This window comes from Rhodothermales bacterium (assembly GCA_013002345.1).
GTDB lineage: Bacteria > Bacteroidota > Rhodothermia > Rhodothermales > JABDKH01 > JABDKH01.
The window spans coordinates 1-14,043 of sequence record JABDKH010000096.1; the positions used below are offsets into that span (position 1 = coordinate 1).

Consider the following 14,043-nt stretch of genomic DNA (forward strand, 5'->3'; position numbering starts at 1 on the left):
GCCATGAGTGTCGCCCTTCACACTGGCAGAACAGACTACTTCATTGCCAATTCTTGCCATGGTAATCCTGCTCTCCGACGACCCCACGGTGTCTTCGCCGGGATGGCAGTCGGGCATGCAGGACGACCCCTCTCAGCGCTCAACAACTCCAGACTTCTACGGCCTCTCAAATGACACGATGCTATTTCGACAGCCCGCTTCACACGCTTTACCCGATGACACGGACACTCGCGCGAGCTGCTTCGTACCTCATCCTCCTGATCGCACTTACCATCCCGTCGCGGGCTCAGACCGGTGACATAAGTGTTCGCGGAACGGTGACCGAGTCCTCGTCGAGTAGCCCGCTCGCTCGTACAAGCGTCACGATCACACGTCTTGTCAACGGGACTCCGAGATCGACGCTAGTACTTACCAACGACCTTGGCCAGTACGTCCTGAATGCGACGACGCCCGTCGCGATTGAGGACGCTGAGGCAACGCTGCGGGACGAGTATTGGGTCGAGCCAGCATACCCAAACCCGTTTCCAGCTGGAAGTGGCACGCTCCGGCTTCGGTACGGGACTCCGGGTGGTGACAGGTCAGACGCGAGATTCGAGATGTTCGACGTCCTGGGTCGTCGCGTGGACTCCGACGCCGGATTGTCAGCAGGCATATACTTCTACCGCGTCCGAGTCGGGAAGGATGTGTCGATGGCCCGCAGTCTCATAGTCGTCGGGTCCGGACCGATCAAGGTCGATCTTGCTCATGAGCTCGGGCCGAATGCGGACGCCGCAGCCCTGGACAGATGGCAGGGGAAGACCGCTGCAGACGCGGAGTTCGTGGTCGCGAAGGATGGGTTTGTCGGCGTTGAGTCGTCAGTGACACTGACGGACGGGCAAACGAACACGGTCGATTTCGAACTCGACGCGGCTCCCATACCGACAGCCAGTTTCGAGTTTTCGGGAACTCTCAAGGCCGGTGAACCGACGCTTTTTGATGCATCCACGTCCGCCGGCGCACCTGGCGAAACACTAACGTATATCTGGGATTTCGGTGACGGAATCCATGGCGGCAATTCCGCAATCGCCCATGTCTACGGAAGGGCAACCAACTACACGGCCACGCTAACGGTCCGGAGCCCCTTCGGCGCGACAGCTTCGGTCTCGAAGACTGTTTCCATCGCGCAGGGAAGTGCAGCGGTCCGGACGGACGGGGTTCTAGAGGCCTTCGTTAGCGAGCCCGACGGTGCGCCGATCCAGGGCGTCACGGTACGGTCCGAAGATCCGGTGCGTACTGCTACGACCGACGCGTTTGGGAAGGCGTCGTTTACAAACCTCGCCGTGGGTATTCCTGTTCGTCTGAGTTTTGCGAAGGCCGGTTTCACGGATCAGTTCGCGCGCGTGGACATCCCGGTTACGGCAACGAATCCCACAAGAGTAGAAGCCGTGATGAGGCCGCGACTGTCTGTGTTCGAGATCCCGGACGCCGAAGACGGATTTGACAGATTCGCGCGAGACGGAGTGCGAATCGTGATGCCCGTGGATGGCCTCGTGCGGGCTGACGGAACGCCCGCGACAGGTCCCGTGACCGCCAACCTCACACCACTGAACGTGGTGAGGTCGGGAGAGATCGAAGCGTTTCCAGGAGTGTTCGAAGGACTCCAGCCAGACGGAAACGAAGTCCTTCTCCTGACATACGGTGTAAGCGAGTATGTCTTTGAGCAGAATGGCCAGGAGCTGCAGCTGGCACCTGGCAAGGTTGCCACCATTGAGATTCCGATTTACACCGCGGGCGCAACTGTGGGACAGACGATCCCACTCTGGTCGATGGACGAGAAGCTGGGCCGCTGGGTGCAGGAGGGCGAAGGCACGGTCGTAGAGTCTGTGAGCTCGCCTACCGGACATGCGCTTCGTGCCGTAGTGTCCCACTTTTCATGGTGGAACTGCGACGACTTTGTGGACGAGGGTACGATCCTCCGAACTATCCGATGCGAAGCCGACGACCCCCTACGCCCGATCGATTGTTGGGTTGCCAGCAACGACAGAGTCGATCAGGTTGATCCGAATGACGGAACGCTGTACGAGGTCCGTGAATTTGTCGAAGCCGCCGGCTGGGACCTCATCTTCCCGGCGGACCGGACGACCCCTGTCTCCGGCATCGCACTGCTGGACAATGGCGAAATCTGGCGGGGGGTGTCGGTGGTTGATCCGTCGGACAACGTGTCCGAGACCGTGATTCGGTTGACCCGAACCGAGGGTGGCGGAGACAGTCAGCAGATCGCCATTCCCGCCGACATCGATGCCGAGATTTCGGTACCCGACGAAATCGACGAGTACACGTTCGATGCAACGGCCGGACAGCGAATCTTCATCTCGGCAATCGGAATACTAGACGCGTCCTTCACGCTTCTTGACCCGTCGGGAACCACGCTGGTGGGAAGTGGCTTTGGCCGGAGCAACCGGCAGATGCGGGTCGCCGAGTTGACGGAAGACGGAACGTATACTCTGCGCGTTGCCGGCGCCAGCTTCGCGGTTGGACGATACATCATTTCTGTCAAGCCGCTTGGAGACCCGCTGAGCCTACCCTTCAGGGACCCCAGCGAGTCACTGGATCGTGACGCAGCCGACGCCTTCCCAATTCGGGTCGCTGCAGGAAGTGTGCTGGGAGTGTATCACGAGTCCCCGACCGGGGCACGTATGCAAATCGATATCTGCACATTTGACGGTCAGTGCATCCTGGAACGGAGAGAGACGATTGCTCTTACCGTCATTCCGACGGACGAGGAGTATCTGGTCGTCATTCGGAGCGTCGGGTCAGGACCCTACGCCATTCGAATTACTCAGCCAACGACACACTGGGACAGGGGTGCCAATCACTCTGTCACGATCGGTTCGCGGGATATGATGCTGGTGTCTATAGACGCAAATCCCCAGGACATAGTTACCGTCGAGGAGTCACCAGAGGTACCGTCCGGGCTGAGTGCAAGCCCGTACGGACTGTATCCAGCGAACAGTCGACTGATTCAGGCCAGTCCGGATATCCTGGGATGGAAATACTCTCAACTGAATCTCGAACCGCCCTATTTCATCGCCATCACCGCGTCGCGCAGCGCGCCCATATCGGGCACCTATGAATTTGGGTACTCCGAGCCGGAGATCATTCCACTTACGCTCGATCCAAATGGTAGTGTGAGTACGGTGGGTCAGTTCGACGTATATGGTCAACGGCTGCTCTACTCGTTTCCCGCGGTGACGGGCGACGGACTAGAAATCGTGAGCCGTTCATCTGACCCCGACTTTGTATCGAATCTTTCACTTGGTCTTGTCGACCTGGCGGCGTTCGAGGTTTCGGAAGATGGCAACTACGACTTCTTTGGTGGTGAATTCGGTCCAAGTATGGCCATTCGTGTTGACGCGAGCGCTCAGGTGGCCGCCGGACTCTGGAGTAACTCCAACCAACTCGGCTCCTTTGAGGTGGAGGTCACGCGAGTCACCGGATCCGCATCCATCAAGGTGGAGGGCGATCAAGCGTGTGCAGGATCGAACGCCACCTCACTGCCAGCAGCGCTAGCGGCGGTAAGCGACGGCGGTACGGTCACGCTGTGCTCTGGTAATCATCAGCCCCGTGCAAGGGCACCGATGACGAGCTCGGGGGTCACTGTCGAGGGTGAATCGGGAGGTCAGGCCACGATCGTGGCCGACACGGATCGGGGCGTGATCATGACCATCGGTGGGGACGCAACCATAAGGTCGCTCTCGGTTCGCACGTCAGGTGCGTTCGCGTTCATCGATCCTGTATCGTTCCAAGATCCAGTTCCATCGGTCACACTGGAAGACCTTGACTTTGCATTCGGAGCACCGAGGCCTGGTTCAACCGGGGGCTTTGTTGTTGGAGGCACCGTTCGAGACGCGACGGTCCGTCGGATAACGGTGACTGGGGGAGGGAAGCTGGACTTTAGTCTCTCCGGGTCCGGAGCCTCCGCGCTGATTGAGGACGTTGAAACCGCGGGCTTGGTCGACACGGACGGCCACGTAGAGGTGCAGTGTCGGAGTGACTCACAGTCCATGACCGTCCGGTCTAGCACGTTCCACGGACTGACGACGAAGGGGTGCGAGACTGTCGTGATCGAGGACAACGAGATAGTCATGGACGCTGGTGTCAGGATCGAGCGATACGGGAATCTAAGTCTGGCGCGCAATACTCTCGCCGGCGTAGAAAACCCTCGAAGCATCATTATGTCCAGCAGTGGCGACGCGACGATTACGGAGAATACAATCAGCGGCGCATTTTTTCTGGGAATATCCGACGGCACGTTCCTCGTCGCTCGTAACCGCATCGATCTGGCACAGCCGAACAGGGATCTTCTCTTGCGGATCAATCACTTGACCACGGGGGCACCTGCCAGCATCACAGTCCAGAACAACATTATGGAGAACGCTGGTGTCGGAAGCGGCGACGCCATCATCGATGTGCAGAATGCGGATCTGTTTGAGTCGGTGGAGTTCTACAATAACTCCGTTAGAACGAGTGCTCTCACGACGGCGGGAAAACCGGCGCTTCGGTTTACTCTCAGAAACACCGGATTCACGGGACCGCTACCGGTCACATTCGTGAACAACATCTTGCAGGGAGTCGGTGGCACGGCGATGTCACTTCCGGCAGGAACGACCGTGGATAGTGACTACAACCTCTTCTTCGGATACGACACCGAATACGAGGGCGGACTAACGTCGACCGGTACCAACGACTTGTTCGAACCGTCGGATCCGGAGAATCCGCCGCCGCTGTTCGTGAACAATCTGCTTGAGCTCGAGGCCGGAAGTCCGGCTATCAACGCAGGTGCCGGATCAAACATATATCCGGGCGTGCCGGTGATCGATTTCGACGGAACGTCACGGCCGCAAGGCGGATCGTACGACATGGGAGCTCACGAGCAGTAGTTGAGAAGTTGCCGACCTGGGTGCGCGGTGTTCTGGAGTGTTCGCCACCGGAGACCGCGCACCAGCCTGACGTCAAATCCCATCGCATTTCGGGACCTGCGGCCATATCAAAGTGGTCGCGCCTTGCAGACCGTTCTTCCCCGGTTTCGTGGGACACCGCAAATGAACTCCGCCTCCAGCGCTGTTTAGTCGCTGACGAATACGTGTAGCCCTTGCGCGAGGCTGGCACTCCTGCGAAGACTCACGTTCCGGTCAAGAGTCGTGGTGAGGTGGCGGAAGTGGAGTTGTCAGAGCAAACATGCACTCAACGGCTATGTGGACGTGGCCAAACGCTCGCCCTACCCAATTGCGTGTGATTTCCTCAATCGAGCGAAACATCGGCTCACGAAGGACTTAAGACGCGCGGTTTCAACACTGACACTCACGCCGCATCCGCGATTTTCAATATGAAGCGATTTGCTCCCCTAGCCCGCCTTGCCGGGTTGTTGTGCCTCGTCATCGACTCAATGTCGTACTCCGCCCTCGCACAGACTTCGGAAGGCGACGAACCGGCCTTCGATCGACTGCGCCAGGCGGTGAAGAGCGACTACTTCAACATCGGCGTCGTCGTACAGACCGTCGGCGATCTCGTGTGGGATCGTAACGGACTTCCCGGCAACAACGGCTTCAGCATCGCGACTTCCCGTCTGAAGGTCAGCGGTGACCTCGATTTCGGTCTGGGATATTTTGTGCAGACGGACTTCGCCCGAAGCCCCGCCCTGCTGGACGCTCGCCTTTCATACAAGATCGCCGAGCATCTTTCAGTCGACGCCGGCCTTTTCAAGGCTCCGTTCAGTGCGGAGTTCTTGATCGGCGCCCCGTCCATCGATTTTGTCAACCGATCCCAGACCGTCAGCACGCTTGCGCCCGGCCGTCAGGTGGGTGTCGGGCTCAGGGGCGGCACATCGGACGGCATGTTCGGATACAATGTCGGCGTCTTCAACGGGAACGGCCGAACTCTCTCCGGCAACGACAATAATCGTCTGATGTACACGGCCCGCGTGACAACCCGGCCCAACGTCTCCAACGGATCGCTCGAGATCGGTGCGAACCTCGCCTTCAGCGAGGACAACAGCGGAGGCTTCAGTGGAGATCGGCTGCTTTTCGGCGGCGACTTCCGCTGGACAATGGAGCGCCTGCTCGTCAGCGCCGAGGCCATCTATGCCGATCTCGATCCGGTGGCAGGCATTAGCCGGCAACCGTTCGGCTATCAGGCCACCGTGGGTTACATGCTCGATCCGGATCGTCATCAGATCCTGGGTCGCTTTGACTCATTCGATCTCGATACGATCGGCGGCAGCTCGGACTTCATCGTCCTCGGCTACAACTTCTGGCCGTCGCAGGCTTTCGAGTTTCAGGTCAATTATCTAATCCCGGTGCACGACGGCTCCCAGGTCGGCGACCAGCAGATCCTGCTGAACTTCCAGGTCGCCTTCTAGGCATGACCAGAACCCTCACGAAATCGAGTCGACTCGCTCTCGTGCTCTTCGTACTGGCCGGCTGCGCTCGTACTGCGAGTGCCCAGAGCCTGGACGACGGCGTAGGACTGGAGGTCGTCTATACGGCTGACCTGGCGGCCAATGTGGCGGGCGGAGTGGACCAGGGCGTTCGATACCTCGACAACATCGACCTGGCGCTTACGCTTGAGACGGACCCTCTAGTCGGGTGGCCGGGGGCGACCATCTTCCTGTATGGTCTTGGAAACCAGGGAGGAAGCATCTCCGAGATTGCGGGTGACGCACAGGGCGTCAGTAACATCGAAGCTCCGACGAGCTGGCGGCTGTACGAGGCATGGATCGAGCAGGTGCTGCCGGGAGATCGTGTGTCGATTCTGGCCGGACTTTACGACGTGAATACCGAATTCGACGTCATATGGACCGGCTCCCTGTTCATGAACAGTTCGCACGGCATCGGGCCCGACTTCAGTCAGAGCGGAATGAATGGCCCGTCCATCTTCCCTGTCACGTCGCTGGCGATTCGGGCCAGAGGCTCTATCAGCAACCGGCTGATTTTCAAGGCCGCGATTCTGGATGGCGTTCCGGGAGATCCGGAGAAGCCAACCGGCACTCACATCAAGTTCGGTGATGATGACGGAATACTGATGGCGGGTGAGGTGGTCCTGCTGCTGGGTGGCGACGACGAATGGAAGACGGAACCATCGAGGTTTCGGCTAGTGAGCCGGACCGACGTTGAGTTCTTCGATGCCCGTTTTGCGATTGGGGCCTGGAAATACACGGGCAAATTTGTCGAGCTGCGCGATCCTCGCATCCTCGCCCTTACGGCTCCATCCACGGATAATCGCGGAGTGTATGCGCTGGCCGAATGGAACGTACTGCGTGAGCCCGGTGATGCGGCGCAGGGTCTGTCGGCTTTCGGCCGATACGGAATCGCGAACGACCGGATCAATCGTTTTGCGTCTTACGCGGGACTGGGCCTGGTCTACACAGGTCTGTTGCCGGGGCGCGATCACGACCAGGCAGGATTGGCGGTGGCGAGTGCAAGGAATGGCGATCCGTATCTCGAGTCTCAGGTAGTATTCGGAGAGCTCGATCGAACCGAAACGGTGATCGAGGCCACCTACCTGGCGAGTGTTACGTCATGGCTTTCTGTCCAGGCCGATCTGCAACACGTCATCAATCCGGGCACGAACCCGGCCGTCTCCAACGCGCTGGTGCCCGCAGTGCGGCTGCAGATAATACCGTAGTCACAATCTGACTGCCCTCGCGATCAAGCATTGATGGTAGATGAATCGCAGTGAATGACCCTGACCTTCCGGGCACCTACCGTATCCCAGATCCGTAGACTTGGGACGGCCAAACCCCCACCGTCGCGACGGTCGTGATTGTCAGCCCGCCACCGCTATCACCATATCATACGCGTGCTTCGGATTGTTGCTGCGGTCGAACAGCAGCGGGTAACTGGTGCGACCCTCGACAGGCCAGCTGTTCAGCCAGGAGGCTTGATCGGTAACTCCCCAGAACGTTACACGCGTCACCACGTCCGCATTCTTCTGGAAGACACCAAACAACTCGGCATAACGTGTTGCAAGTACGTGCTGCATGGAGTCCGGAAGTGCCTCGGTGTACGGATTCAACGCATCGTGAAGCTCTACGTCAAGCGACAGATCGGCTCCTCGATGCTCCCATGCCGCCGGTAGCACGTCGATGTCCAGCTCCGTGATCATCACATCCACGCCCATCGCGGCAAAAGCTGCGATCGACGAATCGAGCTGCGCAACACCGGGCGACGTAAGCTTGTAGTGTCCCTGCAATCCGACACCGGCCACGTCAATTCCCCTCTCCTGCAGATTCGTGATCAAGGCGACTGTGCCGTCGCGCTTTGGACGATCCGGCAACGAGTAGTCGTTGTAGTAGAGTTGAACGTCGGGATCTGCTTCGCGGGCATACTCGAACGCCTTCGCGATATAGTCGTCACCGATGATACGCAGCCAGGCCGTCTCTCTTAGCGTGCCGTCGTCGTTGAGCGCCTCGTTGACCACGTCCCAACCGTCGATCCGCCCTTTGTAACGTCCCACGACCGTCAGGATGTGATTTTGCATGGTGTTCAAGAGCGTCTCACGATCGACGTCTTCACCGTTCTCGTCCTGAAAGACCCACTGCGGAGTCTGGTGGTGCCACACGAGCGCATGCCCGACGATGAACATCCCGTTCTCCTCACCGAACGAGACGTACGCGTCTGCCGGACCGAAGTTGAACGAATCGGGCTCCGGATGTACCGACTCCCACTTCAGGGTGTTCTCGGGCGTGATCGTGTTGAAGTGCTTCATGACGATCGCGGCTTCGTCGACGGCCTGTCCAGAGAACTGCGCCTCGTTCAGAGCCGCCCCGACCATAAAACTCTCTGCAAAGGCCGACTTCAGCGTGGCTTCCGGAGACTCCGGAGCCGTGCACGCCGAGAGGGTCAGCCCAATCAGAAGCAGAACGGACAACAGTTGATCTCGATGACATGGCTGACGTTTCATGATGTCGCTTCTTGAGGATTGTTGAACTCGTGCCTGCGTTCCGCCAACTCGTCCGCAATCTTCAACTCAAATGGAAGATCGATCTTATAGAAAAACAGGCAAATGATTCCGATGAGAAACGTGATGGCAGGGTAGACGCTGGCTGTCATCCGGATTCCCCAGAGCGATTCGGCTGTCTGAGCTGCGTTGGGCACGTAGCCGTACAGAGCCAGCAGCCAACCGCCGATCGCACCACCAAAGCCTAGCCCGGCCTTGAGACCGAACACAACGGCCGAAAAGACGATTCCGGTCGCGCGTCTGTGGTTTTTCCACTCCGAGTAGTCGGCAACATCGGCCATCATCGCCCACAACAGCGGGACGGTAACGCCATACGCAAGTTGTCGGATGAACTCGAGGGTGAATATGCCCATGATGGCATCGGCCGGAAAGAAGATCAAAACCGCCGTGAGTACGATGGTCCCGGCCAGGCCGGCGATGAACACGTTCCGCTTGCCGAAGCGTACGGCGAACGCCTTTGAAAACACGATGCCGATCACCGTAGCCGTCAGCCCGCATACGTTGAACAGACTGAACACCTCGTCGACGTTAAGCTGCCGGACCATTCCGAATATGCTGAGATCCAATCCTTGACCCAGATCCAGATAGTATCGGAAGTAATACAGCATCACGCCGCCTCGCAGCGCCAACGTGATGAAAGTGAACAGGGTCAGGAAGAAGATCGCGATCCAGGGCCCGTTCTTTGTCAGGTCCAGCAGATCCTGTTTGATCGAGGTCTTCTGTGCGGGATCAGGAAGGATGCGCTCCTTCGTTGAGAAGAACGTGATGATGAAGAAGATGACCGCAAGGAATGCGAAGATTCCCATCGTGATCTTGTAGCCCTGCGCGTCGTTTCCCTGACCGAAGTAGTTAACCATCGGCAGCGCGAGACCCTGGATGGCGAACGCCGCCAGCATCGCAAAAACGAACCGGTAGGACGACAGGCTTGTGCGTTCACCCATGTCTCCCGTCATCACGCCGCTGAGCGCGGAGTACGGCAGATTGTTGACGGTGTATACGGCCATCAACAGCGTGTATGTGATGTACGCATAGATGAGCTTGCCTGTCGGACCGAAATCGGGAGTCGAGAACGTGAGAAAGGCGAGAACGCCGAACGGCACGGCACTCCAGAGAATCCACGGCCGGAATCTGCCCCACTTCGTCTTCGTGCGGTCCGCAATGATGCCCATCAACGGGTCCGTGAAGGCGTCCGAAATGCGTACGATCAGAAAGAGGGTTCCGGCAGCGGCTGCACTGATGCCGAACGTATCGGTGTAGAAGGCAAGCTGGAATACAAGGATCGTCTGGAAGATGAAGTTGGCCGCGGTATCGCCCAGGCCATAGCCGACCTTCTCCCTGATCGAAAGCTTCTGATGAAAGTGACTCATGTGCTGTTGGTTGTGCGAGAGCGACTAGACGACTTTCAGGGTCACCTTCGTGAGGTCTTCGTTCCGAGACGAGCTACCGACCATGATTTCGAAATCCCCGGGCTCCACGACGTATTTCATGTCGATGTTGTGGAACGCGAGCCGATCCGGCGTGATGTCGAGTGCGACGGTGACGGTTTGACGCGGCTTCACCAACACCCGCTTGAATCCCTTCAATTCCTTGATGGGCCGCGTCACCGAGCTCACCAGATCCCGCACATACATCTGCACGACTTCGCTGCCTTCGCGATCGCCCGTGTTCGTCACATCGGCGTACACCTGCGTTGAGCCGTCGCGTGGTATCGTGCCATCCTTGAGTCTGACGTCCGAGATCGTGAACGTGGTATAGCTCAATCCGTAGCCGAACGCATACAACGGCGACACGTCATCGAACAGATAACCGCGTCGTGCCGACGGCTTGTGATTATAGAACACGGGCAGGTGCCCGACGGATCGAGGGAACGAAATGGGCAATTTGCCTCCCGGGTTGTGGTCTCCGAACAGAACATCCGCAACCGCATGCCCGGTTTCCTGTCCCAGATACCAGCATTCGATGATGGCGGGGGCCTTCTGGCTCAGCTCCGTAATCGAGAGGGGCCGGCCGTTGAACAGGAGCACCACGACCGGTTTCCCTGTTTCGAGCATCGCATCGGCTAGTTCGTCCTGCAGGCCGATCAGATTCAGATTCGTCCTGTCCCCCATGTGGCTGCGCGACCACGCTTCGCGCGACGTCTGCTCGTTGCCCCCGAGGGCAAGCACAATGGCGTCTGCCTTCCGAGCAACGGCGACGGCCTCCGCGATCAAGCGGCGGTCTTCTTCGAGACTGCTGCGAACGACGTCATCTTCATTCCACGTCCCACCGACGGTGATCTTGCAGCCCTCGCTGTGCAACACGTCGATTCCGTCACCGACTTTCGCTTTGATTCCGTCCAGTACGGTTACGTCGTGCTTCGGAACCCCGCTGTAGCCGCCAAGCAGACTCCGGTTTGCATTGGGCCCGATTACCGCGATCGACTGGATGCTGCCGAGTTCGAACGGGAGCACGTTACCGTCGTTCTTCAGCAGTGTAACTGACTCCCGGGCTCCCTGCAGAGCGAGCTTTCGATGGGCATCCGAACCGACGATGCGCTCGGCGACGTCGACATCCACATATGGGTCGTCGAACAGACCCATCCTGAATTTCCACTGGAGCATCGGAGCAACGAGTTCATCCAGTTCGGATTCATCGATCGAGCTCTCATGAACGAGTTCAGCGAGATGAAGATAGCAGTCGGGTTCGGGCAACTCGATGTTCACACCGGCTCTGACGCCAAGTTTGCATGCCTCTTTTTTGTCGCCGGCCACAAAGTGTCCGTGCGTGTCGGGCCGATCGTGCAGCTCCCACAGGGCGTAGTAGTCGGATACGATGAAACCGTCGAAACCCCACTCCTTTCGCAGGACATCTCGCAGGAGCCAGCGGTTGGCGTGCGACGGGACACCGTCAATCTCGTTGTAGGACGCCATCAGGCTGATCGCTCCACCCTCATCGATGGCGGCCCGAAACGGAAACAGAAAGGTCTCGCGAAGCTCGCGCTCCGAAACATTGACCGGTGCACAGTTCATGCCCGATTCAGGTTGACCATGTGCCGCGAAGTGCTTGAGAGTTGCGATGACCCGCTTCTTGTCTTTGAATGTCGCATCGCCCTGAAAGCCGCGCACAGCAGCGATACCCATGCGCGAAATGAGGTAGGGATCTTCGCCGAAGGTCTCCTCTACCCTGCCCCACCGTGGGTCGCGAGCAACATCGACCACCGGTGTCAACGCCTGATGCGCTCCACGTGCGGCCGACTCCTCGGCCGTCATCGTGTACAGCGACTCTACGAGCTCCGGATTGAACGTCGCCCCGAGAGCGATGGGCTGAGGAAAGCTCGTGCCGTCGACCGCCGCCTGGCCGTGCAGGCATTCTTCGTGAAAGATCACCGGGATGCCAAGTCGACTGTTCTCCACGAAGAACTTCTGGATCGCGTTGGTGAGTTCGGCCGTTTCGCGCGCACTGAGGCCGCCACCGGCATCGCTCGGGCGACCCACTTGACCAAGACCGTAGCCAGATCGAAAGGCCTCCTCAGCTTTCTTCCGATCGAAGTGTCCGTCAGTATCGACAAGCATGTCCGCCTTCTCATTCCAGATACCCATCATCTGTGCGGCCTTCTCCTCGAGCGTCATTCGCGAGAGGAGATCCTTGACACGCGCGGCGACTGACAGCTCTGGATTCAGGTAGGGCACGTCGGACGAGTCGTGGGCTCGATTCTCAGGAGGCGACTGTTTCATTCGTTCGCTGTCGATCTTGCAAGGATTACTTGGTTACTGGATCACGAGCTTCGTCGTGGTCTCTGACTCGACTATTCCGTGCGCAACACACTTGCGAGACAGCGCCTCGCAACGGCTACGAGGATACGAACGAGTGTCCGAAAGCCCGACGCTGTTACCGGAATCTTCGACTTCCCCGGTGTCTTTTCGAAGGGAGGTCTCAGGACAATGGATACCGCATGGATCGTCAAGTCTGTGGAAGGCAGATGTGTGAATTCGTGCCGATTGACGCCTGGGCAGCGCAATCTCGCGGCGGGGCAAGTCCGATATCACCATTCCCCGGAGTGATGTTCACCTTGCGACCAGGCGGAGAAGTTTCGGATATTGCCGATAGAGAGCATCGCGGTCGAGACCACCGCCAGCGTGTCGCTGGCGCCAGGGCCTCGCTTCCTGTTACGATGGTTCGGAGACCAACACGGTGGCAGCTGACAATAACGCGCGGATACTCAAAGGCCCCGACGGCGTTTCTCGATGCTGGTGGAGCCAGTCCGCACCGGAGTTCCTTCCCTACCACGACAATGAGTGGGGCTACCCCGTCGCCGATGATATTCGCCTGTTCGAGAAGATGTCGCTAGAGTCGTTCCAGTCGGGGCTGAGCTGGCGAACCATTCTGAATAAACGCGAGTCGTTTCGAGACGCATTCATGGGATTCGATTTTCACCGGGTCGCCGAGTTCGGATCGAAGGATGTCGAACGCCTTCTCGGCAATGCGGGTATCGTTCGCCACGGGGGCAAGATCGAGGCGACCATCAACAACGCCCGCGTCACTCAAGAGATTGTGGCGCGATACGGATCCCTAGCGGCGTACGTGTGGAAGTTCGAGCCTGACCCGTCAGAACGACCTCTGAGAATGACATGGGAGGAGCTCTCCAGGCTTTCGAAGACACGTGCTTCGACTGCCTTGTCGAAAGACCTGAAGAAGCATGGCTGGAAGTTCTTTGGGCCGACGACGGCCTACGCATTCATGCAGGCGATGGGCCTCGTCAACGACCATCAAGACGTGTGTTACTGCCGCGCAAAGGCCGAGGACGCTCGGGCTTTGTTTGTGCGACCGGGCTAAGCGATGGGCGCCGCCAAAAACGAGTGACCCGAGGAAGTCGCGACTGAGCCAGATTTCTTTCTGAATCCAAAGACCGATGTGTCGACGGCTCTCCTGCCGCGGACTGTACGACGGTAGAGACTATCCCGCCGTGATAGACACTCTGCACGACGTATTCGTGTTCTGGCCATCTGCAGCCACTCTTCATGTAACCTGTCAGCCGTACCAACGTCTAGGCTCTGAGTACCAGTGAGG

7 protein-coding genes are annotated in these 14,043 nt (G+C 58.6%); 4 read left to right on the forward strand and 3 right to left on the reverse strand.

Features of this window, described 5'->3' with window-relative positions; genetic code table 11:
- Positions 1 to 170 precede the first annotated feature (170 nt).
- The 3 genes from HKN37_04880 (at position 171) to HKN37_04890 (ending at position 7,662) form a co-directional block, all read left to right on the forward strand.
- Entirely contained in the window at positions 171 to 4,919 is a 4,749-nt protein-coding gene (locus tag HKN37_04880; GenBank protein ID NNE45978.1) for a PKD domain-containing protein, read from the forward strand.
- Between the two features lie 446 nt (positions 4,920 to 5,365).
- Positions 5,366 to 6,397 carry a hypothetical protein gene (locus HKN37_04885; protein NNE45979.1) on the forward strand — a complete coding sequence of 344 codons (1,032 nt, stop codon included), beginning with the start codon at positions 5,366 to 5,368 and terminating at the stop codon, positions 6,395 to 6,397.
- Between the two features lie 2 nt (positions 6,398 to 6,399).
- Positions 6,400 to 7,662, forward strand: coding sequence for a carbohydrate porin (locus HKN37_04890; GenBank protein NNE45980.1), 1,263 nt, complete (start codon positions 6,400 to 6,402; stop codon positions 7,660 to 7,662).
- A gap of 141 nt (positions 7,663 to 7,803) precedes the next feature.
- On the opposite strand, the gene HKN37_04895 is transcribed toward HKN37_04890, so the two are convergent.
- The 3 genes from HKN37_04895 to HKN37_04905 are packed head-to-tail and all read right to left on the reverse strand — an operon-like array spanning position 7,804 to position 12,710.
- A complete protein-coding gene (locus HKN37_04895) occupies positions 7,804 to 8,940 on the reverse strand; it encodes an endo-1,4-beta-xylanase (GenBank protein ID NNE45981.1) in 1,137 nt (378 codons plus the stop codon).
- On the reverse strand, positions 8,937 to 10,364 hold the full coding sequence (locus tag HKN37_04900) for an MFS transporter (GenBank protein ID NNE45982.1): 1,428 nt from the start codon (positions 10,362 to 10,364) through the stop codon (positions 8,937 to 8,939). Before HKN37_04900 ends, HKN37_04895 begins: the two co-directional genes overlap by 4 nt.
- A gap of 24 nt (positions 10,365 to 10,388) precedes the next feature.
- On the reverse strand, positions 10,389 to 12,710 hold the full coding sequence (locus HKN37_04905) for a beta-glucosidase (GenBank protein ID NNE45983.1): 2,322 nt from the start codon (positions 12,708 to 12,710) through the stop codon (positions 10,389 to 10,391).
- A gap of 457 nt (positions 12,711 to 13,167) precedes the next feature.
- On the opposite strand from HKN37_04905, the gene HKN37_04910 reads away from it, so the two are divergent.
- Positions 13,168 to 13,809, forward strand: coding sequence for a DNA-3-methyladenine glycosylase I (locus HKN37_04910; GenBank protein NNE45984.1), 642 nt, complete (start codon positions 13,168 to 13,170; stop codon positions 13,807 to 13,809).
- Positions 13,810 to 14,043 lie beyond the last annotated feature (234 nt).